Origin of the sequence: Rhodococcus rhodochrous, assembly GCF_900187265.1 — a bacterium.
GTDB classification, from domain to species: Bacteria; Actinomycetota; Actinomycetes; order Mycobacteriales; family Mycobacteriaceae; genus Rhodococcus; species Rhodococcus rhodochrous.
This window is the reverse complement of record NZ_LT906450.1, coordinates 4,021,937-4,045,061: the sequence shown is the minus strand read 5'-3', so window position 1 is coordinate 4,045,061 and position 23,125 is coordinate 4,021,937. Positions and strand designations below refer to the sequence as shown.

At 67.9% G+C, this 23,125-nt stretch carries 27 protein-coding genes and 1 pseudogene; 16 read left to right on the top strand and 12 right to left on the bottom strand.

All coding sequences use genetic code 11. The annotated features are described in order from the left end of the window. Nucleotides 1–8: 8 nt before the first annotated feature. On the bottom strand, nucleotides 9–668 hold the full coding sequence (locus CKW34_RS18540; RefSeq protein WP_059383426.1) for a PAS and ANTAR domain-containing protein: 660 nt from the start codon (nucleotides 666–668) through the stop codon (nucleotides 9–11). Nucleotides 669–867: 199 nt separating this feature from the next. On the opposite strand from CKW34_RS18540, the gene CKW34_RS18535 reads away from it, so the two are divergent. Beyond that, entirely contained in the window at nucleotides 868–1,065 is a 198-nt protein-coding gene (locus tag CKW34_RS18535; RefSeq protein WP_059383396.1) for a hypothetical protein, read from the top strand. 84 nt (nucleotides 1,066–1,149) lie between these two features. Here the strand turns inward: CKW34_RS18535 and CKW34_RS18530 are convergent, their stop codons facing one another. The 4 genes from CKW34_RS18530 to CKW34_RS18520 form a co-directional block, all read right to left on the bottom strand. Further along, complete coding sequence (locus CKW34_RS18530; RefSeq protein WP_059383395.1) at nucleotides 1,150–2,592, bottom strand: alpha,alpha-trehalose-phosphate synthase (UDP-forming); 1,443 nt, start codon at nucleotides 2,590–2,592, stop codon at nucleotides 1,150–1,152. Nucleotides 2,593–2,731: 139 nt separating this feature from the next. After that, on the bottom strand, nucleotides 2,732–2,878 hold the full coding sequence (locus CKW34_RS24490; RefSeq protein ID WP_167388363.1) for a hypothetical protein: 147 nt from the start codon (nucleotides 2,876–2,878) through the stop codon (nucleotides 2,732–2,734). A gap of 104 nt (nucleotides 2,879–2,982) precedes the next feature. After that, a complete protein-coding gene (locus CKW34_RS18525) occupies nucleotides 2,983–3,549 on the bottom strand; it encodes a type 1 glutamine amidotransferase domain-containing protein (RefSeq protein WP_059383394.1) in 567 nt (188 codons plus the stop codon). Nucleotides 3,550–3,640: 91 nt separating this feature from the next. Then, nucleotides 3,641–5,167 (bottom strand): FAD-dependent oxidoreductase, encoded by a 1,527-nt coding sequence (locus CKW34_RS18520; protein WP_059383393.1) that lies wholly within the window; start codon nucleotides 5,165–5,167, stop codon nucleotides 3,641–3,643. A 186-nt stretch (nucleotides 5,168–5,353) separates the two neighbouring features. Between CKW34_RS18520 and CKW34_RS18515 the strand changes: the two genes are divergently transcribed. Next, nucleotides 5,354–6,409 carry an alpha/beta hydrolase gene (locus CKW34_RS18515; protein ID WP_059383392.1) on the top strand — a complete coding sequence of 352 codons (1,056 nt, stop codon included), beginning with the start codon at nucleotides 5,354–5,356 and terminating at the stop codon, nucleotides 6,407–6,409. A gap of 101 nt (nucleotides 6,410–6,510) precedes the next feature. Here CKW34_RS18515 and surE read toward each other — a convergent pair whose 3' ends face one another. Next, entirely contained in the window at nucleotides 6,511–7,302 is a 792-nt protein-coding gene (gene surE / locus CKW34_RS18510) for a 5'/3'-nucleotidase SurE (RefSeq protein ID WP_059383391.1), read from the bottom strand. Further along, nucleotides 7,299–8,258 carry a 1-phosphofructokinase family hexose kinase gene (locus tag CKW34_RS18505; protein WP_059383390.1) on the bottom strand — a complete coding sequence of 320 codons (960 nt, stop codon included), beginning with the start codon at nucleotides 8,256–8,258 and terminating at the stop codon, nucleotides 7,299–7,301. The genes surE and CKW34_RS18505 overlap by 4 nt, the downstream gene beginning before the upstream one ends. Before the next feature lie 115 nt (nucleotides 8,259–8,373). On the opposite strand from CKW34_RS18505, the gene CKW34_RS18500 reads away from it, so the two are divergent. The 4 genes from CKW34_RS18500 to CKW34_RS18485 all read left to right on the top strand — a co-directional run bounded on the left by CKW34_RS18500 (nucleotide 8,374) and on the right by CKW34_RS18485 (nucleotide 11,515). Then, nucleotides 8,374–8,817: an SRPBCC family protein gene (locus CKW34_RS18500; RefSeq protein ID WP_059383389.1), complete on the top strand. Its 444-nt coding sequence runs from the start codon at nucleotides 8,374–8,376 to the stop codon at nucleotides 8,815–8,817. Next, nucleotides 8,814–10,406: a phytoene desaturase family protein gene (locus CKW34_RS18495; protein WP_059383388.1), complete on the top strand. Its 1,593-nt coding sequence runs from the start codon at nucleotides 8,814–8,816 to the stop codon at nucleotides 10,404–10,406. Before CKW34_RS18500 ends, CKW34_RS18495 begins: the two co-directional genes overlap by 4 nt. Nucleotides 10,407–10,605: 199 nt before the next feature. After that, complete coding sequence (locus CKW34_RS18490) at nucleotides 10,606–11,232, top strand: HemK2/MTQ2 family protein methyltransferase (RefSeq protein ID WP_059383387.1); 627 nt, start codon at nucleotides 10,606–10,608, stop codon at nucleotides 11,230–11,232. 4 nt (nucleotides 11,233–11,236) lie between these two features. Next, on the top strand, nucleotides 11,237–11,515 hold the full coding sequence (locus CKW34_RS18485) for a CDGSH iron-sulfur domain-containing protein (RefSeq protein WP_059383386.1): 279 nt from the start codon (nucleotides 11,237–11,239) through the stop codon (nucleotides 11,513–11,515). Nucleotides 11,516–11,722: 207 nt separating this feature from the next. On the opposite strand, the gene CKW34_RS24485 is transcribed toward CKW34_RS18485, so the two are convergent. Then, nucleotides 11,723–11,878, bottom strand: a complete 156-nt coding sequence (locus CKW34_RS24485) for a DUF6131 family protein (protein ID WP_006552398.1) — start codon at nucleotides 11,876–11,878, stop codon at nucleotides 11,723–11,725. Between the two features lie 218 nt (nucleotides 11,879–12,096). Here CKW34_RS24485 and CKW34_RS18475 point away from each other — a divergent pair, with 218 nt between their 5' ends. From CKW34_RS18475 to CKW34_RS18465, 3 genes are all read left to right on the top strand, one after another. Continuing rightward, nucleotides 12,097–12,642: a Dps family protein gene (locus CKW34_RS18475; RefSeq protein WP_059383385.1), complete on the top strand. Its 546-nt coding sequence runs from the start codon at nucleotides 12,097–12,099 to the stop codon at nucleotides 12,640–12,642. A 25-nt stretch (nucleotides 12,643–12,667) separates the two neighbouring features. Further along, nucleotides 12,668–13,774: an NAD-dependent epimerase/dehydratase family protein gene (locus tag CKW34_RS18470; RefSeq protein WP_059383384.1), complete on the top strand. Its 1,107-nt coding sequence runs from the start codon at nucleotides 12,668–12,670 to the stop codon at nucleotides 13,772–13,774. 79 nt (nucleotides 13,775–13,853) lie between these two features. Next, nucleotides 13,854–14,126, top strand: coding sequence for a hypothetical protein (locus tag CKW34_RS18465; RefSeq protein WP_016693687.1), 273 nt, complete (start codon nucleotides 13,854–13,856; stop codon nucleotides 14,124–14,126). Nucleotides 14,127–14,205: 79 nt separating this feature from the next. On the opposite strand, the gene CKW34_RS18460 is transcribed toward CKW34_RS18465, so the two are convergent. Further along, nucleotides 14,206–15,225 carry an iron-containing redox enzyme family protein gene (locus tag CKW34_RS18460; RefSeq protein WP_080968330.1) on the bottom strand — a complete coding sequence of 340 codons (1,020 nt, stop codon included), beginning with the start codon at nucleotides 15,223–15,225 and terminating at the stop codon, nucleotides 14,206–14,208. Between the two features lie 105 nt (nucleotides 15,226–15,330). Here CKW34_RS18460 and CKW34_RS18455 point away from each other — a divergent pair, with 105 nt between their 5' ends. The 4 genes and pseudogenes from CKW34_RS18455 (at nucleotide 15,331) to CKW34_RS18440 (ending at nucleotide 18,085) form a co-directional block, all read left to right on the top strand. Beyond that, entirely contained in the window at nucleotides 15,331–16,188 is an 858-nt protein-coding gene (locus CKW34_RS18455; RefSeq protein WP_059383383.1) for an SDR family oxidoreductase, read from the top strand. Nucleotides 16,189–16,255: 67 nt separating this feature from the next. Beyond that, complete coding sequence (locus tag CKW34_RS18450; protein ID WP_059383382.1) at nucleotides 16,256–17,239, top strand: helix-turn-helix transcriptional regulator; 984 nt, start codon at nucleotides 16,256–16,258, stop codon at nucleotides 17,237–17,239. Then, nucleotides 17,236–17,800, top strand: a pseudogene (locus CKW34_RS18445) (dihydrofolate reductase family protein). The gene CKW34_RS18450 and the pseudogene CKW34_RS18445 overlap by 4 nt, the downstream one beginning before the upstream one ends. 63 nt (nucleotides 17,801–17,863) lie before the next feature. After that, nucleotides 17,864–18,085, top strand: coding sequence for a hypothetical protein (locus tag CKW34_RS18440; RefSeq protein ID WP_059383381.1), 222 nt, complete (start codon nucleotides 17,864–17,866; stop codon nucleotides 18,083–18,085). Nucleotides 18,086–18,234: 149 nt separating this feature from the next. Here the strand turns inward: CKW34_RS18440 and CKW34_RS18435 are convergent, their stop codons facing one another. The 3 genes from CKW34_RS18435 to CKW34_RS18425 are packed head-to-tail and all read right to left on the bottom strand — an operon-like array spanning nucleotide 18,235 to nucleotide 20,262. Next, on the bottom strand, nucleotides 18,235–19,092 hold the full coding sequence (locus CKW34_RS18435) for a polyphosphate kinase 2 family protein (RefSeq protein WP_059383380.1): 858 nt from the start codon (nucleotides 19,090–19,092) through the stop codon (nucleotides 18,235–18,237). Nucleotides 19,093–19,120: 28 nt separating this feature from the next. Beyond that, on the bottom strand, nucleotides 19,121–19,474 hold the full coding sequence (locus tag CKW34_RS18430; protein WP_059383379.1) for a DUF4873 domain-containing protein: 354 nt from the start codon (nucleotides 19,472–19,474) through the stop codon (nucleotides 19,121–19,123). Between the two features lie 44 nt (nucleotides 19,475–19,518). Further along, a complete protein-coding gene (locus tag CKW34_RS18425; RefSeq protein ID WP_026061465.1) occupies nucleotides 19,519–20,262 on the bottom strand; it encodes a TetR/AcrR family transcriptional regulator in 744 nt (247 codons plus the stop codon). 156 nt (nucleotides 20,263–20,418) lie between these two features. Here CKW34_RS18425 and CKW34_RS18420 point away from each other — a divergent pair, with 156 nt between their 5' ends. The 3 genes from CKW34_RS18420 to CKW34_RS18410 all read left to right on the top strand — a co-directional run bounded on the left by CKW34_RS18420 (nucleotide 20,419) and on the right by CKW34_RS18410 (nucleotide 23,091). After that, nucleotides 20,419–21,630 carry a DUF445 domain-containing protein gene (locus CKW34_RS18420; RefSeq protein WP_226950083.1) on the top strand — a complete coding sequence of 404 codons (1,212 nt, stop codon included), beginning with the start codon at nucleotides 20,419–20,421 and terminating at the stop codon, nucleotides 21,628–21,630. A gap of 61 nt (nucleotides 21,631–21,691) precedes the next feature. Beyond that, nucleotides 21,692–22,168 (top strand): helix-turn-helix domain-containing protein, encoded by a 477-nt coding sequence (locus tag CKW34_RS18415; protein WP_059383424.1) that lies wholly within the window; start codon nucleotides 21,692–21,694, stop codon nucleotides 22,166–22,168. After that, the gene (locus CKW34_RS18410) at nucleotides 22,165–23,091 is read left to right on the top strand and encodes a hypothetical protein (protein WP_059383377.1); all 927 of its coding nucleotides are present in this window, start codon (nucleotides 22,165–22,167) and stop codon (nucleotides 23,089–23,091) included. Before CKW34_RS18415 ends, CKW34_RS18410 begins: the two co-directional genes overlap by 4 nt. Nucleotides 23,092–23,125: the final 34 nt, after the last annotated feature.

The following is a 23,125-nucleotide window of genomic DNA, read 5'->3' as shown; positions in this document are numbered from 1 at the left end:
CGGGTCGCTCAATCGGAAGGGAGCGGGTCGCCCGAGCGGACTCGCTCGTGCACGGTGAGGAACAGGTGATCGAAACGGCCGCGGAACTCTTCGAGGAGCCCGGGGGTGGTCGAGATCTCGTGTACGAGCCGTTCGGCGAGTGACCGCAGCTTGACGTTCGTCTCCTGGGAACGCCACACCAGGATCTCGAACGCGCGCTCGGCCGGGATCGTGTACGCCAGCATGAGAGCGCCCTTGGCCTGTTCGATGACGGCACGGGCGTCCGCCAGGGACGACATCGCCGCGTCGACCGCTGCCCGCAGGTCCTCTTCGAGAGCGTCGGTCAGGTCGAGATAGAACCCCGACGTGCCGAGAACCGAGCCGTCCTCGTCCACGATGCGATCGCCGATCACGACGACATGTCTGATCGTGCCTCGGGTGTCGACGATCCGGTGCCGGCTGCTGAACGGTTCACCCGTGGTACGGACGGAGGTGAGGAGCGTCGTGATGTCCTCCCTGTCGTCGGGGTGTTTGTGCCGGAGGACGAGTTCGGTCGTGGGTACGACGGTGCCGGGTTCGTAGCCGTGTATCCGGGCGACGGAAGCCGACCATTCCCACGAGTCGTCGGTCGACAGGTACCGGAAACTTCCGACGTGCCGGGAGACGTCGTCGGCGAGGATCCGGCTCAACGCTTCATCGGTGGGCGAGTCGGTCACAAGAGAAATTATGCCGGTACTCCCACGCGATGGTTCGCACCCGGATGTACGGACAGGGGTGTTGCGTCCGGTATGGCCGGATCATGTTCCTCGGTGCGTTTGTTCGATTTCCGCGTCGGGTATTGCTACCCGGCCGGACGGTCCGGCGTATGAGGCGGATCGAGGTGAGGTCGTGCGATTGTTGAGTCTCGTGGTCCTGATCTGGTTGATCATCGGTGCGGTGGCAGCAGGTCAGCGCGGCTACTTCAGCGACTCGGACCAGAACTGCAGCAGTCTCGCGACGGTGGCGGTCACGGTGGTGGCCGGGCCGCTCAACTACGCGGGCGTCAATCCCCAGGTCGAGTGCGAGGTACCGCAGCCGAGCCAGTAGGTCTGCACTTCTTCGGGTCTGCGGTTCTTCGAGGTTCGGGGCCGCGGGTCCCTCTCCGGTACGAGCCGGAGAGGGACCTGTGCCCTAGTTTTCGGCGGCAGCGACGTGCGCACCCGAGGTGTCCCGTAGATCCTCGAGGAAGGTGCGCGACCAACGGGCGACGTCGTGCTCCATGACGTGCGCGTGCATGGTCTTCATACGCCTCTTCCGTTCGGCCGGATCCTCCTCGATCGCCTCCACTATCGCGCGCTTGACGCCTTCGAGATCGTGCGGATTGACGAGGAGCGCGCGACGGAGTTCCGCTGCCGCCCCAGCGAATTCGCTGAGCACCAACGAACCGCTGCCGTCGGGGTGGCAGGCGATGTACTCCTTGGCGACGAGATTCATGCCGTCGCGCAAGGGAGTGACCAGCATGACATCGGCACCGGTGTACATCGCGAGCAGCTCGTCGCGGTCGACCGAGGCATGGAGGTAGTGGACGACGGGGGAACCGAGCCGGGCGAACTCACCGTTGATCCGCCCCACTTCGCGCTCCACCTGGTCGCGGAGTTGTGCGTACGCCGTCAAACGCTCGCGGCTCGGCGTGGCCAACTGCACCATCACGACCTTCTCGGGATCGAGGGTGCCTTCGGCGAACAGCTCGTGCAGAGCCTCCAGGCGTACGTCGATCCCCTTGGTGTAGTCGAGACGGTCGACGCCGAGCAGCATGACCTCCGGATCGCCCAGGTCCCTGCGGATCTCGGCGGCGCGCTCCCGAACGGCCTTGTCGCGGGAACGTTCCCGGAGCTGCGCGGAGTCGATGGAGATAGGGTAGGCGCCGACGCGAACCTGCCGGTCGCCGAGATCGATGGTGCCGCCCGACGAGGTCCCGCGCGGTGCCGGCAGTCCGAAGAGCCGGTTGGCGAGATAGAGGAAGTTCTGTGCCCCGCCGGGGAGATGGAAACCGACGAGATCGGCGCCGAGCAGACCGTCGACGATCGCCTTCCGCCACGGCAACTGCAGGAACAGTTCGGTGGGCGGGAAGGGGATGTGGAGGAAGAAGCCGATCGTGACGTCGGGCCGGAGTTCGCGCAGCATCCGGGGAACGAGCTGGAGCTGGTAGTCGTGCACCCACACCGTCGCCCCGGGGGCGGCGGCACGGGCCGCGGCCTCGGCGAATCGCTGATTGACCGCGCGATAGGTCCGCCACCACCGGCGATCGAAAGTGGGTGGGATGAGCGCGTCGTGGTAGAGCGGCCACAGGGTGTCGTTCGAGAAACCCTCGTAGTACTCCTCGACCTCCTGGGAGGACAGCTCCACCGGATACAGCGAGAGCCCGTCCTCCTCGAAGGGATCGACCGTCACGTCGGGAGTGCCGGGCCAGCCGACCCAGGCGCCACTGTTGGACCGGAGCACGGTTTCCATTGCGGTCACCAGGCCACCGGGGCTGCGTCGCCAGACCGGCGGGCCACCGTCGGTCGGCGTCTCGAGATCCACCGGCAAACGGTTGGCGACCACGACGAAATCGTCGGAGTTCGGTTCGTTCATAATCCCGCCTTCGTGCAACTGCCTTACGGCGAACCAATCCCAAATGTTCGAAATCGACTACTTCTTGTTATCAAGGCGGGTAGGGGGCCGCAAACCGCGTGCACCGCTGCGGGCCTTCGACCAGCAGTTCTCCGGAAGATCAGCTTTCGCTCGGCAGGGGAGCGGCCGGGTTGTCGAACATTTCGTCGATACGCTTCTTGATCTCCGCGGTACTGAATCGCACGCCCTGGTGGAGGGCTGCGGACGGGAAGACGGTGGCGCCGGAAACGGGGCTCTGGTCGAGCATCGTCGAGGTCCTTTCGGAAAACAGGTGGAGATGGACCGGGACCTCTGTGGTCGCGGTCGGTGAAGTAACGAGGATGGGCCTGCGTCGTGCGCGGCCCGCACGATTCAGCTCGCGGGGTTCGCGGCGAAGAGATCTATGAGCGCCTTGCAGAAGGCCGGCAGGTCGCCGGGGTTGCGGCTCGAGACGAGGTTGCGATCGACGACCACCTCCTGATCGACGACGTTTCCGCCGGCGTTTCGGATGTCGGTGCGGACGCTCGGATACGACGTCAGGGTGCGGTCGCGCACCACGTCGGCCTCGACGAGCGTCCACGGCCCGTGACAGATCACACCGACGGGACGCCCGGAGGTGACGAACTCCCGCACGAACGACACGGCCTTGTCGTCCTGGCGCAGCTGGTCGGGATTCGTGGTTCCACCGGGAAGTACCAGGCCGTCGAAGTCGCCGGCGGAGACCTCCGAGACGAGGTGATCGACGGTGTACTTCCCTGCGGCGTTGACGTCCTTCTCCATGGCCTGGATCTCGCCCTGCTCGATCGAGACGAGTCGGACGGTGGCACCCTCGTCCTCGAGAGCCTTACGCGGCTCGACGAGCTCGACCTCCTCGACTCCGTTCGTCGCGAGAATTGCGACGGTCAGTCCGGACAGTCGTGCCCCATCGGCGGAATTCATGTTCGTGTGGTCCTTTCTCGGCTGCTGTCAGAACTACCCGGCTGCGGTGGATGTGAAACGCGGGCTCTCACCCTTCCTTTCACCCTCGGCATCACCTGGGGGAGAGGTTGCGGGTCGCGGGTCCCTCCAGCAGAGCGCCGTCGGCGGCGAATCGGGAGCCGTGCAGCGGGCAGTCCCACGACGATTCCGCGTCGTTCCACCGCAGAATTCCACCGAGGTGCGGGCAGACCGCGCTCACGCGCTGCGTCCGACCGTCGACCGTGGACACCCCGACGGGACGCCCGCAACTGCGCACCACCCGTCCCTGTCCTTCGTCCGGCTCCGGCCCGGAGGACGTCGCGGCCTGCAACCAGCCCTTGGCCATGTGCAACGCGACGGTGGCGTTGAGCTTGGCTGCGGTGGGAGTGCCGGTCACCAGTTCGGTGCGCCAGGCCGCCATGGCGGGCGCCCAGGCCTCGACCTCGGGGTCCGGCGATTCCGAGAACCGGGACGCGATGATGTGGGCCGCCGCGACCCCGCCGGTCATACCCCACTTACCGAAGCCGGTCGCCACCCAGATCCGGTCGGCACCAGGCAGAACGGGCCCGACCTCGGGGAGGCTGTCCATGTTCGTGTAGTCCTGGGCCGACCACCGGTACAGCTCATGGGCGCCGGGGAAGGTCCGTTGGCTCCATCGCAGCAGGTCGTCGTATGCGGAGCGGGTCGAATCGTGCCGGCCGACGACGTGCCCGTTGCCGCCGACGAGCAGCAGTCGATCCGCCGACGAGGACGTTCCCGCCGCGGAGGCAGTGCGGAGCGACCGGGTGGGACTGTCCGCGGACAGGAACATCCCTTCCGGCGGGCCACCGGGCACTTCGACCGCGATGGAGTACGAGCGGTCGGGTTCCATCCTGGCGAAGAATGCGCCGCGGTCCAGGATGGGGATGCCGGTCGCAAGTACCACGCGATCTGCACGGATGTCGCCGTCGTCGGTGCGGACGATGCATCCTGCGTCCTCGGTGTCCACGGTCTTCACGCGACGCCCGACGAACACTTCGGCGCCGCACGTACGCGCACGGTCGACCGCTGTGAACAGGATGGGCATGGGATCGACCTGCACCTGGTCGGGGATCGTGACCGCCGCGGCCACACCGAAGGGAAGCGGGATCTCACCGACCCGCTCGGCCGGCAGACCGGCGGCGCGGCAGTGGTGGTATTCCGCGTCGATCATGCTCGCATTCGACGGGTCCTGCGCGTAGGTATAGGCGTCCGCACGGTCGAAGTCGAGTCCGTGCCGCGTGCAGAAGTCCACCACCCATCGTTGCGCCGCGAGGGTGCCGTCGACATATCCCTGACGGATCGCACCGGAATGTCTGCGGCCGATCTGCGACAGGCGTGTGCCCTGCAGGACGCTGACCTTGCCGGTGGTGTTCCCGGTGGTCACGGCCCCGATGTCCCGGGCTTCGAGCACCGCGACGCGCAGTCCCCGCTCGGCGAGGAGCAGCGCCGTCACGGTGCCCGTGATCCCGGCACCGACGACCACGACGTCGTAGCGCTCCCGGCGGGCCGTCCAGTCGTCGTACGTCGCGGTTTGCGGGGCGCGATCCCGCCAGAGGGACACCGTGGTCTCGGTAGGCATATGCGCTGGTTACCTCCCCGGTCGGGCCGGTAAACGGGGCGCTGCGGGAGCCTCTCGCACCGTTGTTTCCGGTTCGTGATCCGAACCGGGTGTTTCGATGCCGGACAGGTGTGGGTAAACCGCAGTACCACGTCGCGTAAGGCGAAATAAATCAACCGGTTTCGTGGGTGTCCCACGGGAGGTTCCATGCTGTCTTCTGAGATGGACGATTTCGGTGGAGGTGAGGGCGTCAGCCGCACCCACCGAGGTGGAAGCGTGCGCTCCCGAGTCGTTCGGGGCGCGGTACGCGCACTCGCGAAGCCGGTCGTCGGGGCATGGATGGCCCGGCCCGACCTCGCGTGGCCACTGTCGGTCGTCGACGGCGCTGCGTCCCTCCTCCCCAAGCCTTCCGGAGCCCAGTACGTGGACGTCGACCTGGGCGCGTGCAGTGCGGAGTGGATCCGCGCGGAAGGACGATCGACCAAGCGCGCGGTGCTGTACCTGCACGGGGGCGCTTTCCTGATGTGCGGATTGAACACTCATCGTTCGCTCGCCGTGAGCCTGTCGGATCGCGCCGACGGCGCGGTGCTCAGCGTCGACTACCGCATGCTGCCGAACGCTCCCATCGCACACGCGGTGGACGACGCGGTACGCGGTTACGAGTGGTTGTGCGAGAAAGGTTATCGGGGGGAGGACATCGTCATCGCAGGCGACTCCGCCGGTGGATACCTGTCGTTCATGACGGCCTTGGCCATCGCGGAATCCGATCTGCCCCGCCCGGCCGGAATCGTCGCGCTGTCGCCCCTCGTCGACCTCGATTCCGATCGTCGCGCCGAACACGACATGCAGGCGGCCTGCCCCATGTTCCCCGGATCGGCCGTGCAGTCGCTCGTACGCTACATCGAGGGCACCCATACCCGTCTCACCGTCGACGGGGAGCCCGGACCGCTGATGTGCCCGCTCGACAACGACCTCAGTGTGTTGCCCCCGGTGATGATCCACGCCGGTCACGACGAATTGCTGCGCAGCGACGCAGAATCCATGGCGCGGGCCGTGCGGGAGGCAGGGGTCAGCTGCGACCTGCACCTGTGGCGACACCAGGTGCACGCCTTCCCGATCTTCGCCGACAGCGTTCCCGAGAGCCGGCGTGCGCTCGCCGAGGCCGGCCGGTTCGTGCAGTCCGTGACGGACACGACCGGTCGTGCGCAACGGTCCGTCGTCACGCCGATCTCCCGCTACGTCTCCGATTCCGCAGTCGCCTGATAACTGCCGTGCCCTGAGAACTGCAGCGGCCCGAAGCAATTGGGTTCGGACCGCTCGGTCACGGTGCTCGTGACCGAGCGGTCCCGAACCTTCTACTGCACCTACTTCCGCGAACTACCCGAGTGGGCGAATTCCAAGGTTCCGAGATCGGCCTCCGCCACCTGGAAAGGCATCGTCAGCACGGTCGCGGTCGCCCACCCCCGGCACACGAGAACGGCGTCGCTGTCGTGGGATTCATCGAGTTCGACGGCCCGGAAGGTGACCGGTAGGGCACGGGAGATGTCGCCATCGTCCTCGACTTCCCCGATCTCCGCCTGGACAGCGCCGAATTCTGCAAGCGGAGCACTGCGCAGTCCGCGTAACTTGTGGACGGGTATGTCGGGGATGTTGACGTTGAGAACCGCACCCGGACGGCTGTGTTCGACGGCCCACTCGAGAGCGCGACGGGCCACCAGCTCGGCGGTCTCCCACTGTGACGGAGCTGTCCCGTTGAGGGACAACGCGACCGCGCGGGCACCGTGGGTGGCCGCGGTCAGGGCCGCACCCACCGTGCCCGAATGCAGGATCGCGTGACCGGTGTTGGGGCCCAGGTTGATTCCGGACAGCACGATATCCGGTGCCGTCCCGAACGCACCGTACGAGGCGAGGAAGGTGATCAGCGCCGGAGACGCCTCCACCGCATAGGATTCCACCTCGGGCAGGTCGTCGAGCGGGCGACGGCTCAACAGGAGTTTTCCTTCGTCCTGGAGAGCGGTCAGGGATGCACTGGCGCCACTGCGCTCGACATGGGGCGCCGCGACCTGCACGTCGAATCCCGCCTCGACGGCGAGGCGGGCGAGCAGAGCGAGACCGGGGCTGTCGATGCCGTCGTCGTTGACGGTCAGTGCTTTCATGAACGCTTCCCCTTCACCTTCCGGACCTCCACCTTCTCGGCCATCTTCTCCACCGCGCCACGGTGCCCCGTCGCCAGACCGCGGCGCGTGACGTTGACCGCACCTGCTGCGGCGCCGAGACGCAGCGCGTCCTCGAACTTCGCGCCCGCGGCGTAGGCCGACGCGATGCCGGCGGTCATCGAATCACCGGCACCGTGGTGGTCCACCGTCTGCACCGAGGGCGCCTCCACCTCCCAGACGGTTCCGTTGTCCAGCGCGATCGCCGGATCGCCGGCGCGGGAGATCACCACCGAAGCGGCGCCTTCGTCGTGGAGACGGTGCATCGCCTCGATGAGATCGTCGAGATCCTCGGACTTCGCGCGACCGTCCTCGATGAGATCCTCGTGGCTCACCTTCAGCACGGTCACCCCGCCTTCGAGGGCCGCACCGAGGGTGGGGCCGGACAGGTCGGCGACGACCGGGATACCGAGGGCTCCCAGATCCGAGCACAGCCGCGTGTACACCTCCGTCGGCACGGCGTCGTCGCAGTGCGGTCCGCCCAGCATCGCGACCTTCGCGCACATCGCCGACGCCAGCGACGCGCTGAACAGATCGTCGGTCTCGTGCCGTGTGAGCGCCGGCGGGTCGATCTCCACGATCTCCTTCCGTTCGCCCTCGCGACGGTCGTGGATATAGGAACCGTTGGGCGACGCGGTCTCCACGGCGTGCACCGTCACGCCTTCGCGGTTCATCATGTCGACGAGGATCGTGCCGGACTCGCCGCCGAACGGTCCGCACAGATGCACGTCCATTCCCAGGGTCGCCGCCATGCGGCCGATCCAGAATCCCTGCCCGCCGGGATGGACGTGCAGCTCGGTGCTTCCGTCGGGTGCCTTCTCGAGTGTCACAGTGAGGAGCGGGGACGGCGCGAAGACGAAGGCGTACGGGTTGGAGGAGGGGGTGTGCTCGGCTTCCATGCCCGCCCGGATACCCCCTCCGAACAGCGATGACACCCGGCGTCGTGTGACACCTGCGGTAGCGGGGTATGCGTCTGCCGCAAGCGAGCTGTCGTCCAGCAGATGAGGAGCGGGCATGGCCAGGATCGCGACGATCGAGACTTCGGTGGCGCCGGCGCGAGTGTGGGAGATCCTCGCGGACGGCTGGCGGTACGCGGCATGGGTGGTGGGTGCGTCCCGCATCCGCGCGGTCGACCCCGCCTGGCCGCGAACGGACACCCGGATCCACCATTCGGTGGGTCTGTGGCCACTCCTGCTCGACGACCACACCGAGGTCCGCGCGGTGGTGCCCGAACGGCAACTGGTGCTGCGCGCACGTGCCTGGCTGTTCGGCAAGGCCGAGATCGCGATCTCGCTCGAACCCACCCACGACGGCGGCACCCGCATCACGATGGCCGAACACGTCGTCGAAGGGCCGTACGCCCTCGTCCCTGACCGTGTACAGGAGGAAATGGTGTTGCCACGGAACCAGGAATGCCTGAGACGGCTGGTGCTGCTCGCCGAAGGCGCCACCGAATGAGCGACACGACGGTCGATGCGGTCGTCATCGGCGCGGGACCCAACGGTCTGACTGCCGCCGCGGTGCTCGCCGACGCCGGATGGGACGTCCTCGTGCTGGAGGAACAACCCGAACCCGGTGGAGCCGTGCGCAGCGCGGAACTCCACCCGGGATACTGCGCCGATCTGTTCAGCGCGTTCTATCCGCTCGGCGTGGCCTCACCGGCCTTCCAGGCTCTCGACCTCGCGTCGCACGGCCTCCGCTGGGCGCGTTCGCCGAAGGCCTTCGGTCATCCGCTCGGCCCCGACGACGAGGACGCGATCGTCGTCTCTCCGGATCCCACCGACACGGCGGCCGACCTCGAGCGTCGCTGCGTCGGTGACGGGGAAGCGTGGCTGGCGTTGTTCGACCAGTGGAAACAGGTGCGTGGCCCGTTGCTCGAACTGCTCCTCGGCCCGTTCCCGCCCGTCCGGGGCACCATGGACCTGCTGCGCACCATGAAGACGGGTGATCTGCTGCGTTACGCGCGCATGCTGGCGCTGCCCGTCACCCGGATGTCCGCCGAACTGTTCGGCGGTTCGGCGGCGCGGCTGCTGCTCCTGGGCAATGCCATGCACGCCGACACACCGCCCGAGGCCCCCGGCAGCGGGGTCATGGGCTACATACTCACCATGCTCGCGCAGGACGTCGGATTCCCCGCGCCGGTCGGCGGGGCAGGAGCGCTCACAGACGCGCTGGTCCGCCGCGGCGCCTCGGCGGGAGCCCAGCTGCGGTGCGACTCGCCGGTCGTCGGCGTGGAGGTACAGGGCGGGAAGGTCTCCGCCGTTCGGACCGCCGGCGGTGAACGGGTGAAGGTGCGACGCGCCGTCCTCGCCGACACCTCGGCCCCGGCCCTGTACACACGACTCCTCCCGGCCGACGCGGTCGGGTCGCGGGTACTCGACGACATCCGCAAGTTCGAATGGGACACCCCGGTCGTGAAGGTGAACTACGCGCTCGACGGTCGTGTGCCGTGGCGTTCGCCGTCGTTGAGCGGCGCCGGAACGGTGCACGTCGGTGCCGATACGGACGCGATGATCCGGTGGTCGGCCGATCTGTCCACCGGCGTCGTCCCCGAGTCCCCCTTCCTGCTGTTCGGTCAGATGACCACGGCCGACGCCACGAGGTCACCGGAGGGCACCGAAAGCTGCTGGGCCTACACGCATCTGCCGCGCGGGATCACCGACGACGCGGCCGCCGACCTCCTCGCCGAACGCGTCGACGCGCAACTCGAGGCCTACGCACCGGGTTTCGGCGCGCGCGTGGTCGGTCGGCACGTCCAGCGTCCCGGCGACCTCGAAGCGGCGAACGCGAATCTCGTCGGCGGCGCCGTCAACGGTGGAACCGCGCAGGTCCACCAGCAGTTGTTCCTGCGGCCCACGCCCGGTTTCGGCGGACCGCGAACCCCGGTCGAAGGGGTGTATCTCGCCAGTTCGGGTGCCCATCCGGGCGGGGGAGTCCACGGTATGGGTGGCTGGAACGCCGCTCACGCCGCTCTCTCGGATCGGAAACGCACTGCTCCGGTGACCCGGCGCGTGCGAAATGCCGCGCGCCGGGTGCTGTTCTCGTGACAACCCGGTCTCCCTCGCGTATCGGTGGCGTGTTTCACACGTGAATCGCGCGGGTATCCGCCCGCGAACGGACGGATCCGGGCCTTCGGCCCGGGGTGGTGGAGATGCCGTCGAACTCGAGATACCGAGGTGGTGTGACGTGACAGCTTCCCTGGCACTGGACGGATCGGATTCGACGCGGGTATGGCGCCTTCCGGGGGTGTACCGCCCCCAGGAGGATTCGTACCTGCTCGCCGGCGCGCTTGCCGACGCAGGCGGGACGAAGGGTGCGAAGGTTCTCGACTTCTGCACCGGGACGGGATTTCTGGCGGTGAACGCCGCCATGCTCGGTGCTTCGTCGGTGACGGCCTTCGACATCAACCCGCGCGCCGTGTTCAGCGCCCGCGTCAACGCGTGGTCGCGCCGGTTGCCGATCCGTGCCCGGCAGGGAGGTCTGGACGAGGCCCTGCGCCACGGTCCGTTCGATGTCGTGTTGTCGAATCCGCCCTACGTTCCGTGCGACGGGGAGAACCGCGACCCGCGCTGGGATGCCGGCGCCGACGGCCGCTGTGTTCTCGATCCCCTGTGCGACAGCCTTCCCACGCTGCTCACACCCGGCGGATTCGCGCTGATCGTGCACTCCGAGTTCACCGGTGTGGAAGCGACACTGTCCCGGCTGCGCGACGCGGACCTCAAGGCGTCCGTCGTCGCCCGCAGTCGTATCCCCTTCGGCCCGGTCCTTCGCAGCCGCACGGATTATCTGTACTCGTCACAGATGGCCGAGCCGGGGGCACTGACCGAGGAGGTGGTCGTCGTTCGCGCCGACCGTCCTCGCACGAGGAGTTGAGGACGTGAGCAGGACACCGAAGATCACGCAGCTCACCGCCGACGGAGAGTGCGAAGCACGAGTCGTGCGTCAGGTGAGGGGCGGGCCGACCCTCGTCGAGGGGCCGGTGCGCATCGTCGAGGACGACGGCGCCGAGACGGTCTCGGACCGTTTCGTGGTGGCCGTGTGCCGGTGTCACCGCAGCGCCCTGTACCCCCTCTGCGACACCAGCCATCGCACACTCCGTGCACCGAAGGCGGCGAGCACCGAGACACCGAAGGCCGCGGCGAGCACTGACACGTAGTCACCGAGCGACTCCGCCGATCCGGGCCGGTCCCTGCACAGGGGCCGGCCCGGATGTCGTTCCGAGATCCGCTCCTCGATCCGCCTGTCCGGGCGGGGCCGTGCGTGGAGGTCCCGAAACGACGAATCCCGGGTGCTGTGAGCACCCGGGATCCGCAGTCCTGTCTCGTGCCGGACGTCTCCTTCCGGCACGGACGATCGATCGGGGTCAGTACCAGTGTGCGCGTCCGCCGATCGCCCGGCCCGTCGCGCCCAGGATCGCAAGGATCACGCCGATCACCAGGAGTATCACTCCGAGTGTGGTGAGAATCGAGATGCCGGTGAAGAACCCCACCACCAACAGAATCAGACCCAGAATGATCATTGTCGCCACCTCGTATGTCATGACCGAAACCTGGAGGCTTCGGTGCCCGGCGAACGAATAACCGGGTTGGTCCGTTTCCAAACGTTTGTGACTCGCCGAATTCGGACGAAATTCTTCGACGCAGGTCACGGGTCGCTCGGTGCGCCCGGATGTTTGGATGTCACCGGATCTCGGGTATCCGCCCTCCGACACACCCGCGAGCATTCTGGAGGAAGAATATGTCGAACTCGAGCTACACGGTTCCCGGTCTGAGCGATGCCGACGGCTCGCGCACCGCGCAGATTCTCCAGGAGCGCCTGAGTGCCTACAACGATCTGCACCTCACGCTGAAGCACATCCACTGGAACGTCGTCGGTCCGAACTTCATCGGCGTCCACGAGATGATCGACCCCCAGGTCGAGCTCGTGCGTGGATACGCGGACGAGGTCGCCGAGCGGATCGCCGCGCTCGGTGCGTCCCCCAAGGGCACGCCCGGCGCCATCGAGAAGAACCGCACATGGGACGACTACTCGGTCGGCCGCGACACCGCGCAGGCGCACCTCGCCGCGCTGGACCTCGTCTACGACGGCATCATCACCGACAACCGCAAGGCGATCGACGAGGTCGGCAAGCTCGACCCGATCACCGAGGACGTCCTGATCGGCCAGACCGGCCAGCTGGAGAAGTTCCAGTGGTTCGTCCGCGCCCACCTCGAGAACGCTGCCGGTACTCTCCCGAACGCCGATGCGCAGACGGAGAAGGACGCAGCGGAATCGGCCCGCTGACCGGGACGCTCGGACGATACCGGCGATGCCGATGGCTTCCACATCCCGAACCGGTCTGCCACGACGCATCGTCGTCACCGGAGCGAGCGGAAATGTCGGCACGGCGTTTCTGCGCCGGCTGGCCGCTCATCCCGCACAACTCGATATCGTCGCGATCGCGCGCCGGATTCCCCCGGCGCGCGATCCGTATGCGGCGGCACGGTGGTGCGCCGTGGATCTCGCGGCTCCCGACGCCGCCGAGGTCCTGACGCCTATCTTCGCGGAGGCCGACGCCGTCGTGCACCTGGCGTGGGGATTCCAGCCCTCGCACCGTCGTGACTATCTCCGGCGGGTGGCAGTGGACGGCACCCGCGCCGTCGTGACGGCCGCCGCCGACGCCGGTGTCGAGCACGTGGTCCACATGTCCTCCGCCGCCGTGTACTCCGACGGCGCCTACGGTCGGGAGGTCGACGAATCGTGGACGCGCGAAGGTGTACCCACCTGCGTGTACAGCGTCGACAAGGTCGCGGCGGAGAAATTCCTCGACGACTTCGAGTCCGGCACGAAGGCGCCCGTCCTCACCCGTTTCCGTCCGGGATTCATCGGGCAGCTCGTCTCCGGCTCGGGTCTCGAACGCTACGTGCTGCCCGAGTTCGTGCCCGCCGGCATCACGAACCACCTGCCGCTGATCCCGATCGACCACCGGCTCACGATCCCCGCCGTACATTCCGACGATGTCGCGGACGCGCTGGTCGCAGCGCTCGAACGGCGGGTGCCCGGCCCGTTCAACCTGGGTGCACCGACACCGGTCGGGGCGCGGGACTTCGCCGCTCCGTTCGACTGCCCGACGATTCCGGTGCCGCGATGGGGTCTGTCGGCGCTCGCCGAAGCGACCTGGCGCCTACGGCTGCAACCGGTGCAGGGCGGTTGGATCGACCTCGCCTACACCTGCCCGATGCTCGACTGCAGCAGGGCCCGCGAGGAGCTCGGATGGTCGCCGAAGTACGACGGACCCGAGGTGTGGTCCGAGACGGTACGCGGCATGCGCAGTGCGACGGGCACCGACAGCCCCGTCCTCTCTCCGCGCAGCGCGCGGGAACGACTCGCCGCGCTCGTCGAACGTGGGCCCATCGGCCGGCGGATCCCGCCGTAACACTCTCCCGCGCAGAATCATCCGCTCCCCTCTTGCCTCCCCGTGGTTTCGGGGAGGATCGGATGCGGTATCCACGACCATGACGAAACCATCGAATCGAGCTCACGCTTCCACCACTGCGTCCCGAGCTTCGGGTTGGGTCGGATACGCCTGCATCCTCGCAGGGATCGCCGTCGTCGCTCTCGTCCTCTACGCGGCGGGCGACGGATTCGAGGGATGGGTGCTCGTCGGGGCCATCGCTGCGCTCGTGCTCATCGTCGTCGGCGTGGTGATGTCCGCTCTCAACCTCCGTCGACGTCGCCTGCGCGGATCCGGTGGTACCCCCACACATGAACCCGGTCTCATCGACTGAGCCGGAACTCCGGCACCGACGAACGGAGCCCCGGGACACACTGTCCAGGGGCTCCGTTCGTTGTCTCGTACCCGCTTGGTCAGGCCGGTGCCTCGGCCGACGTGAGGAGCGAGCTGCGACCGGCGGCCCAGCTGCCCAGCAGATGACTGCCGAGCCGGCCCTCGAGGAACTCGATGGCCTGCGCGCCGAACGAGATGTCCTGCGCGCAAGTAGGGTCCTGTTCGAGCATGTAACCCACCACGTCGTGCCGCAGGACGAGCTCGTGGACGGCGTCGGCCTCGATGTGCTCGGAGTAGAAGAGGACGCACGCGTCGTCGGCACCCAGACGTTCGAGGGCCTCGACCATGCGCCGGGCGCTCGGGGCGGTGGTGATCTCGGCCGCGGCGAACATCCCGACCAGCATCGGCGTATGTGCGCGGTGCAGACCACACAACGACATGAAGTTCACCGTCGCAAGGGTGACGGCGGGAACGACGTCGAGATAGCCCAGATAGTCGTCCTTCAGGCCGGCGGCGAGCAGCAGGTCGGCGAACAGCCGCGAGTGCATACGCTCGACCCGCCCTCCGCCGTACTCGTCGAACTCGACGGCGACCAGCGCGGCCTTCGCACGGCCGGACAGGCGCGGGATCGCGAGGGCGTGGGGGTCGGCTTCCTTGAGGTGGTAGATCGAGCGATGGACGAAGAACTCGCGCATCATCTCCCACGTGCCGTTCGCAGCGAGCTCGTGGGAGACGCCCCACGAATCGTCCGGCTCACGGCACAGGTCCTCGAGGACACCCTGCGGATCGTCCGAGGCAGGGACGTCGGCACGCAAACGATCGAGGAAGATACGCTCGAGACGCGCCCGGACCCCGAGAGGACCCGGCGCCCATTCCCAGGCCGGGTCGACGCCCGCGAATCCGCGGTAGTGGAGCTCGTAGAGAACGGCCAGGGCGAGTTGGACGTCCTCGCCGTAGGCATCCGCGCCGTCGGTCGCGACGTCCCACACGGCATCGTCCACCGGGCCGCCGAGTCGCTCGACGATCTCGGCGGAGACGGGGCCGCGAGGCGTGGGCAGCGGGGCGTCGTGCACGTCGCACATCCGGGTCTCATGAGCCATACGCCGGGGTTACCCTCTCTCAGCCGCACAGAAACGACCTCCCGGTCCGTGCGAACCGGGTGAACAGGCGTGAATATCGGTGCAGCCTGTGGGTATCCGGCGGCCATGAGCGAGGACCGCGAACGAGAACCCCACACCATCGACTATCCCGGTGAGACCGACGAGATGGCCGAGCGCCCCGCCGACGAGATGCGCAGTTACGTCGGCCGCGGGCTGCTGTCCGGCCGCAAGGCCCTGGTCACGGGCGGCGACTCCGGCATCGGACGGGCGGTCGCCGTCGCCTTCGCGAAGGAGGGTGCCGACGTCGCGATCGCGTATCTCGAGGAACACCGCGACGCCGAACACACCGCCGACCTGGTGCGACGCGAGGGCCGCACATGCCACGTGATCGCGGGCGACCTCGGCGACGCGCAGCACTGCCGGGCGGTGGTGGCCGAGACGGTCGAGCAACTCGGTGGCCTCGACATCCTCGTCAACAACGTCGGTACCCAGCAGCCCGTCGACGACCTCGCCGAGCTGAGCGAGGAGCAGTGGCGGCACACCTTCGCCGTGAACATCGACAGCTTCTTCCATGTGACGAAGGCGGCCCTGCCGCACCTGACGCCGGGCGGCTCGATCATCAACACCGCGTCGGTCAACGGTCTGCGCGGCAACAAGACGCTCATCGATTACTCGGCGACCAAGGGTGCAGTGATCGCCCTGACCTACTCACTCGCGCAGGCGCTGCGGGACAGGCAGATCCGGGTGAACTGCGTAGCACCGGGACCGGTGTGGACACCGCTGATCCCCGCGACCATGGATGCAGAGAAGGTCTCCGAGTTCGGGCAGCAGGCGCCCTTCGGGCGCGCCGCGCAGCCCGACGAGATCGCCCCGTCCTACGTCTTCTTCGCGTCGGAGACGATGTCGTCGTACTACAGCGGTGAGGTGCTCGCTCCGCTCGGCGGCGAGACCATGCCGGGCTGACCGGGGAAGCCGGTAGAGAGCAAGAACGGTCGGGCGGCGGCCGGGGTCTGCGCGCGACACTGAACGCATGACCTTCGGCCGTGACCGACTCCGGGAACTGCTCGACGCCGTTCTCGACGAGAACAACGCGACCCTCGAACGGATGGCGCAGCACGCCTACGCGTCGCAGTGGCACTTCAGCCGCACCTTCGCGGTGGGCACCGGCGAGTCACCGGTCGCGTTGCGGCGCCGCGTGATGCTCGAGCGCGCCGCCTGGCAACTGCGTCACGGCAGTTCGGTCACCGATGCGGCGTTCGCCGCCGGCTACGACAGCGTCGAAGGGTTCGCGCGCGCCTTCGCCCGTGCCTACGGATATCCGCCCAGTGCCGCCGCCCGGGTGCTCGGCATCGGCGGTAGCGGCCCCGGGGCGCCCGCGCCCGTCGACCCCGGGGTGTCCGCGCCCGTGAATCACTGGTTGCCCGCCCCCAACGGCGTCCACTTCCATCCGCCGACCAATCTCTGGGTCGAGGAGGACGGGCGGCGACCCACCGCGCCCGCCTACCCGGCGGCCGAGGTCCTCGCGCAGATGGTGCAGCACGATCTCGCGGACACTCGCCATCTCCTCGCGCGCGCCACCGAACTCGACGACGACGAGCGCGACCGGATCCGGTTCCCCGGCCTGGTGGTCCTCGAATGGGACGGCCCCGAGGAATCCGTCTCCAGGGTGCTCGGCAATCTGGTGCGCGCCAAGGAGATGTGGCTGGCCTCGATGGCCGGCGCCGACCACCCCGAGGATGTGGGTGGCGGGATCGAGGCTCTGACAGCCCGTTTCGAGGACGTCGCTCCGCGCTGGGTGGAGACGATCCGCGACATCCATCGCCGTGGCGCCTGGGGCGACATACTCATCGACGCCCTGTGCGACCCGCCCGAGAGCTTCGTCCTCGGGGGAGTGGTCGCCCACGTCCTCACCTTCGCCGCGCACCGCCGTCAACTCGTACGGCACATGATGCGGGCGGCCGGCCTCGACGTCGATCACGGAGATCCACTCGACTGGAACAGGAGTAGCTCATGACCCGGATGATCTACTACACCGCAAGCACACTGGACGGCTTCCTCGCCACCGAGGGACCACTCGCTCGACTGGCTGCTCACCCGGGAGTCCGGCGACGGCGGGCCGTTCGACTACGAGAAGTTCATCGCCGGTATCGGCGCCATCGCGATGGGATCGTCCACCTACCGCTGGGTGCTCGACCATGCAGGGGAGGACGAGTGGGAGTACGACCTGCCTTGCTGGGTGTTCACGCATCGCAACGACCTGCCCGTCGCCCGGACCGGTGACGAACCCGGCGACATCCGCTTCACGCAGAAGGACGTCCGGCAGGTCTACGACGAGATGGCTGAAGCCGCGAACGGCCGCGACCTGTGGATGGTGGGCGGCGGTGATCTCGCCGGACAGTTCGCCGAACGCGGGCTGCTCGACGAACTGATCGTCTCGTTCGCGCCGGTGACCATCGGTTCCGGTCGGCCGCTGCTCCCGCGGCACGTGGAGATGCGCCTCACCGATCTCGGGCAGAGCGGCGAGTTCGCCGTCCTCCGCTACGAGGTGCTGAAGGACTCCACCGGCCGGTTGTGATGCGCGTCATGTGCAGGTACCGTCGGCATCGAGAGGGACACACCTCGTCCAAGGAGGCCGGTCGTGAAACTCAATCTGTTCGTAGCCTGGAGCGCCTATGCGCTCGCACTCGCCTCGATCCTGCTGATCGCGCTGACGATCGTCGCCGCAGGGTACGGTTTCTCGGGCTGGGCGCTCGTCGCGGCGCTCGGCGCTGTCGTCGCACTCGGCGCGGCATTCGGCATGATGGCCGGAACCGTGCGCCGAGACCACAGACGGCACTACGACACCCCGCATCTGTTCTGAGGGTGATACCTGACGAGAGTCGGTGAAAGCCGACTCGCGTCACTCACACGACATCACGACTCTGCGAGTCGGTCACATCACGACTCTGCGAGTCGGTCACATCACGACTCTGCGAGTCGGTCACATCACGACTCTGCGAGTCGGTCACATCACGACTCTGCGAGTCGGCGCTTCTCCGTTTCGATGTCGAAAGTCGGCTCCGGCCAATCCAGGTCGAGACGTTCGAACGCGTCGATGAGCAGTTCCGTCACCGCGAGGCGGCTGTACCACTTGCGGTCGCACGGCACGACGTACCAGGGAGCGTCGTCGGTGCTCGTCCGATCCAACATGTCCTGATAGGCCTGCTGGTACTGCGGCCACAGGGTGCGCTCCGAGACATCGCTCGGGTCGTACTTCCAATGCTTGTCGCGACGCTCGAGGCGCTCGGCGAGACGCTTCTTCTGCTCGTCCAACGAGACGAACATCGCGACCTTCACGATGGTCGTGCCCTCGCGGACGACTTCGCTCTCGAACCGGTTGATCTCGTCGTAGCGCCCCCGCCAGACACTCTCCGGCACCAGTGATCTCACCCGCGCGACCAGCACATCCTCGTAGTGCGACCGGTCGAAGACGCCGAGCTGGCCGTTGCGGGGGAGCGCCTTGTTGATCCGCCACAGGAAGTGGTGACGCTTCTCCTCCTCCGTCGGCACCCCGAAGGCCGTGTGGTCGACGCCCTGCGGATCGACGTGACCGACGACGTGACGCACCATGCCGCCCTTACCGGCGGTGTCCATACCCTGCAGGATCAACAGCACCGAACGGGTGCCGCCGGTCCGCCCCTCGGCGAAGAGCATCTCCTGCAGGTCGGAGAGGACGGCGCCGCGTTCGGCGAGCAGACGTTCGCCGAGCGCCTTGTCGCCGTCGAATCCCGGGGTGCCGTTCGTGTCGAGGTCGGCGACGCGCGTCTCGGGCGTCGCCCGGAGGGCTTCGATGATCGATGCGGGCCGGAAGACGTCGTCCTTCGTCATCCCGCCAGCGTGTCACACGCAGTAGGGATCAGGCGGGATCGACACCGTCGGTCTCGGTCGGCAGGGGGTACGGCGGACGCGAGACGCCGTCGACCATGTGGCTGCCCCACAGGTCGACCTCCGAGATGCGGGCGGTCGCGGCCTCGGGGGCGTCGGGCACCGTGATGGTCACGGTGGTGCCCGGCGCCGGCGAGGCGTCTGCGCCGAGGGTCTCGGCGAGCCTGCGGAGCCGGCCCCGCCACACGTGCCGGCCGAGCAGGGGATCGAACCGCCCGGAGATCTCGACGTCGACGACGACCGTGCGGTCGCCCACCGTGACCTCGGCGGGGCCGCGGTAGCCGGGGTCGTCCTCGTCGTGCAGGTCGTCGGCGTGGTCGCTCATGCCCGCACTATACGTGCAACTTCGAGTAACAGTAAAGGTGTCGATCAGGGAGTGGTCGACGACTCCGGCAGGAGCGGATGCGGCTGCGACTTGAAACGCACCGGGGATCCGGCGACTCCGGCGATGCCGGTCATGCCGCCCCAGATCATCATCGTCAGGTAGTCGATGAGGTCCTCGGTGGTCATCGACTTGTTCGAGATCCACCAGTGCGTCGCGAGCTGGATGCCGCCGACGATCCCGTACGCCCACGGCACGGCACCGCCCGAATCCATCTCGAGCAGCCGCAGCCGTTCCCCGAGGACGGTGGCGACGAGCTCGGCGATCATCCGCTCCGAATCGGCGACCACGTCGCGTCCCGCCGACGCGCTGTTGCTCATCACGTACAGGTAGACCTCGGGATCATCGGCGACGGTCTCGACGTAGGCGGTGATCGCCTCCCGGGTGAGCTCGTACTCGTCGAGATCCTCCGCGACCGCCGCGTAGATCCGGGGAGCGAGGACCGTCTCGACGTACCGCAGCATCGTGGCGGTCGTCAGGTCGCTCTTGTCGGTGAAGTAGCGGTAGAGCACCGTCTTCGACACGCCGATCTCGGCGGCGATCTCGTCCATGCCGATCTCGTGGCCGCGAGTGCGGATCGCGTTGATGGTGCCGTCCACGAGCTCTTCCCGGCGGGCGATCTTGTGCTCGTGCCAGCGCCGTTTGCGGCCGTCCTGCTTCACGGGCGGGGCGGCCTCGCTCGAGGTCGGGTTCGAAGTCGTCTGCGGTCTGCTGGACACTGTGTGGCACATCCGTTCGGTTTCGATCGTCGGCTCAGTCTACGATCCGGTCTCCCGTCCTTCAGAACTCGAGGGCGTTCCGTCCGCCGAGAGTCGACTTTCGGCACAATCGATCGGGTGCAGCTCCTGACGACCGACGACGAGATCAAGCGCCGAGAACTCCGCCGTATGAAAGCGGTCGCGACCGGCTTCCTCGTCGTCGCCGCGATCATCTATCTCTTCTGCCGCTGGCAGGAAACCCGAGGCGCCGGCGCGTGGGTGGGCTACGTGCGCGCGGCCTCCGAGGCCGGCATGGTCGGCGCGCTCGCCGACTGGTTCGCCGTGACCGCCCTGTTCCGCCACCCGCTGCGGATACCCGTCCCGCACACAGCGATCATCAAGCGGAAGAAGGATCAACTCGGCGCCAATCTGAGCTCGTTCGTGGGCAGCAACTTCCTCGCACCCGAGGTGGTCTCCGCCAAGGTCGAGTCGGCGCAGATCCCGCTGCGGGTCGGTAGCTGGCTCGCGGAACCCGAGAACGCCCAGCGTGTGGCCAAGGAGACGTCGACGGTCCTGCGCGGCGTGGTCGGCATCCTGCGCGAGGACGACATCCAGCAGATCATCGACCACACCATCGTCAAGCGCATCGCCGAACCGGAATGGGGACCGCCCATCGGGCGTGTCCTCACCGAACTGCTCGCCGAGAACCGTCACCTCCCGCTCGTCGACATGCTCGCCGAACGCGCGCACCAGTGGGCGCTCGGGAGTCAGGAGACGATCGACCGCGTGATCAGCCGCGACTCGCCGTCGTGGTCGCCGAAGTTCGTCGACCTGCTGCTCGGGGAGAAGATCCACCGCGAACTCGTGGAGTTCACGTGGAAGGTGCGGTCGAATCCCGACCACGAGGTGCGCCTCGCGGTCAACAAGTTCCTCGCCGACTACGCCCGCGACCTTCAGAGCGATCCCGTGACCATCGCCAAGGCGGAGAAGGTCAAGGCCGAGATCATGGGCCGCGACGAGATCACCGGACTCGCCGCGGCGACCTGGCGGACGGCCAAGCGGATGATCCTCGACTCCGTGGACGACCCGAACAGCACCCTGCGTACGAAGATCGCGGAGAACGTCATGGCGTTCGGCATCCGGGTGCGCGAGGACGCCGAGCTGCGCACCAAGATCGACGGCTGGTTGCTCGACGCGGTGCGCTTCGTCGCGTCCAACTACGCCGACGAGATCACGTCCGTCATCCGCGAGACGGTCGAGCGTTGGGACGCCGAGGAGGCCAGCCGCAAGATCGAGCTCGCCGTGGGGCGCGACCTGCAGTTCATCCGCATCAACGGCACGGTGGTCGGCTCGCTCGCCGGCCTTGCGATCTACACGGTCTCGGAGCTGCTGTTCGCGTGACAACCGTCACGTGCTAGCAGAGTGCTTGCTGTAGCTAGCACCTGTCCGTAGAGTGGTCGGTGTGTCCACGGAACCAGATCCGATCGAGGGCTCGGACACGCCGGACGACAGTGCCGGACCGGGGGATATCGCCGCCCGGGTGGTCAACAATGCCGCCCAGGACATCGGCGCCTTCATCCGGTCGCAGCGCGAGGCCGCCCAGGTCTCGCTCCGGCAGTTGTCGCAACTGGCCGGTGTCAGCAACCCGTACCTGAGCCAGATCGAACGCGGACTGCGCAAGCCGTCCGCGGAAGTTCTCGCCCAGATCGCCAAGGGGTTGCGGCTCTCGGCCGAGGTTCTCTACGTACGAGCGGGGATCCTCGAGCATCGAGCGGAGAGTGCCGTGCGCGACGCGGTGCTCGTCGACACCGTTCTCACCGAGCGGCAGAAGCAGGTCCTGCTCGACATCTACGACTCGTTCTGCCGGGAGAACCAGCAGAACACCGGCGATGCCCGGCCCGACCATCCGACAGACTTCGACGAGGAGAAATCTTCATGACCGATCCCACCAGCATCCGTACCTCCCTCTACGCGGCGGTCGGTGCCGGCGACGCCGTCGTCCAGGCCGTCGCCGACCTCGTGGCCCAGGCGCGCCGACGTGCGGAGACCAACCGCACCGAGGTGGCCGAGCGGGTCGAGACCGCCCGCGACCGCTTCGTGACCCTGCCCGCCGATCTCACCGAGACCGTCGAATCCCTCCGCGAGCGCCTCGCCGAACTCCCGGCCGAGCTGCCCGAGGAGATCGCGGAGCTGCGCGAGCGTTTCAGTGCCGAGGAGCTGCGCAAGGTCGCCGAGGCGTACCTGAAGGTCGCCTCCGACCTCTACACCGCTCTCGCCGAGCGCGGTGAGGAGACGCTCGAGCGTCTGCGCTCCCAGCCGGCCCTCGAGGACGGCATCGGTCGCGCCGAAGCCGTACTCGGCGACGCCGCCGACCTCACCGAGGAAGCCCTCGGGACGGTGGCCCGCCGGACCCGCGAGGTCGGCGAGCAGGCCGCGAAGCTCGCGGGTCGCGCGGCCGGTCGCATCTCCGAGGCGAGCGACGAGGTGAGCGAGGCCGTGTCCGACGCCGGCGACAAGGCCGCCGAGCGCGTCGTCGAGCTCGGTGAGCGTGCCGAGGAGACGGGTTCCGAGACCGCCGGACGGGTCGACTCGGCCCGCGGCGACGTCCGCGAAGCGGCCGACAAGGCCGCGGAGAAGGTCGAGTCCGTGGCCACCCCGGTCGAGCCGGTCGAGGTCACCCCCGCCAAGGCTCCGGCCAAGAAGGCTCCCGCCAAGACCCCGGCGAAGGCCCCGGCCAAGACGGTTGCCAAGACGCCGGCCGCCAAGGCTCCGGCCAAGACCGCCGCGAAGACCCCGGCGAAGGCTCCGGCCAAGAAGACCCCTGCCAAGAAGGCGGCTCCGCGCAAGACCAGCGGCTCCTGACCTGCAGCGATCGGTCGGCCCTCGTGCGAACTCG

Excerpts from the sequence above, each read along its gene's own strand:
- CKW34_RS18435 (WP_059383380.1), bottom strand. The coding sequence starts at position 19,092 with ATGACGAAGGACGACGTCTTCCGGCCCGCATCGATCATCGAAGCCCTC.
- CKW34_RS18520 (WP_059383393.1), bottom strand. The coding sequence starts at position 5,167 with ATGCCTACCGAGACCACGGTGTCCCTCTGGCGGGATCGCGCCCCGCAA.
- CKW34_RS18410 (WP_059383377.1), top strand. The coding sequence starts at position 22,165 with ATGACCGATCCCACCAGCATCCGTACCTCCCTCTACGCGGCGGTCGGT.
- CKW34_RS18525 (WP_059383394.1), bottom strand. The coding sequence starts at position 3,549 with ATGAATTCCGCCGATGGGGCACGACTGTCCGGACTGACCGTCGCAATT.
- CKW34_RS18455 (WP_059383383.1), top strand. The coding sequence starts at position 15,331 with ATGAGCGAGGACCGCGAACGAGAACCCCACACCATCGACTATCCCGGT.
- CKW34_RS18420 (WP_226950083.1), top strand. The coding sequence starts at position 20,419 with ATGAAAGCGGTCGCGACCGGCTTCCTCGTCGTCGCCGCGATCATCTAT.
- CKW34_RS18430 (WP_059383379.1), bottom strand. The coding sequence starts at position 19,474 with ATGAGCGACCACGCCGACGACCTGCACGACGAGGACGACCCCGGCTAC.
- CKW34_RS18470 (WP_059383384.1), top strand. The coding sequence starts at position 12,668 with ATGCCGATGGCTTCCACATCCCGAACCGGTCTGCCACGACGCATCGTC.
- CKW34_RS18450 (WP_059383382.1), top strand. The coding sequence starts at position 16,256 with ATGACCTTCGGCCGTGACCGACTCCGGGAACTGCTCGACGCCGTTCTC.
- CKW34_RS18495 (WP_059383388.1), top strand. The coding sequence starts at position 8,814 with ATGAGCGACACGACGGTCGATGCGGTCGTCATCGGCGCGGGACCCAAC.
- CKW34_RS18530 (WP_059383395.1), bottom strand. The coding sequence starts at position 2,592 with ATGAACGAACCGAACTCCGACGATTTCGTCGTGGTCGCCAACCGTTTG.
- CKW34_RS18425 (WP_026061465.1), bottom strand. The coding sequence starts at position 20,262 with ATGTGCCACACAGTGTCCAGCAGACCGCAGACGACTTCGAACCCGACC.
- CKW34_RS18475 (WP_059383385.1), top strand. The coding sequence starts at position 12,097 with ATGTCGAACTCGAGCTACACGGTTCCCGGTCTGAGCGATGCCGACGGC.
- surE (WP_059383391.1), bottom strand. The coding sequence starts at position 7,302 with ATGAAAGCACTGACCGTCAACGACGACGGCATCGACAGCCCCGGTCTC.
- CKW34_RS18515 (WP_059383392.1), top strand. The coding sequence starts at position 5,354 with ATGCTGTCTTCTGAGATGGACGATTTCGGTGGAGGTGAGGGCGTCAGC.
- CKW34_RS24490 (WP_167388363.1), bottom strand. The coding sequence starts at position 2,878 with ATGCTCGACCAGAGCCCCGTTTCCGGCGCCACCGTCTTCCCGTCCGCA.
- CKW34_RS18505 (WP_059383390.1), bottom strand. The coding sequence starts at position 8,258 with ATGGAAGCCGAGCACACCCCCTCCTCCAACCCGTACGCCTTCGTCTTC.
- CKW34_RS18465 (WP_016693687.1), top strand. The coding sequence starts at position 13,854 with ATGACGAAACCATCGAATCGAGCTCACGCTTCCACCACTGCGTCCCGA.
- CKW34_RS18500 (WP_059383389.1), top strand. The coding sequence starts at position 8,374 with ATGGCCAGGATCGCGACGATCGAGACTTCGGTGGCGCCGGCGCGAGTG.
- CKW34_RS24485 (WP_006552398.1), bottom strand. The coding sequence starts at position 11,878 with ATGATCATTCTGGGTCTGATTCTGTTGGTGGTGGGGTTCTTCACCGGC.
- CKW34_RS18460 (WP_080968330.1), bottom strand. The coding sequence starts at position 15,225 with ATGGCTCATGAGACCCGGATGTGCGACGTGCACGACGCCCCGCTGCCC.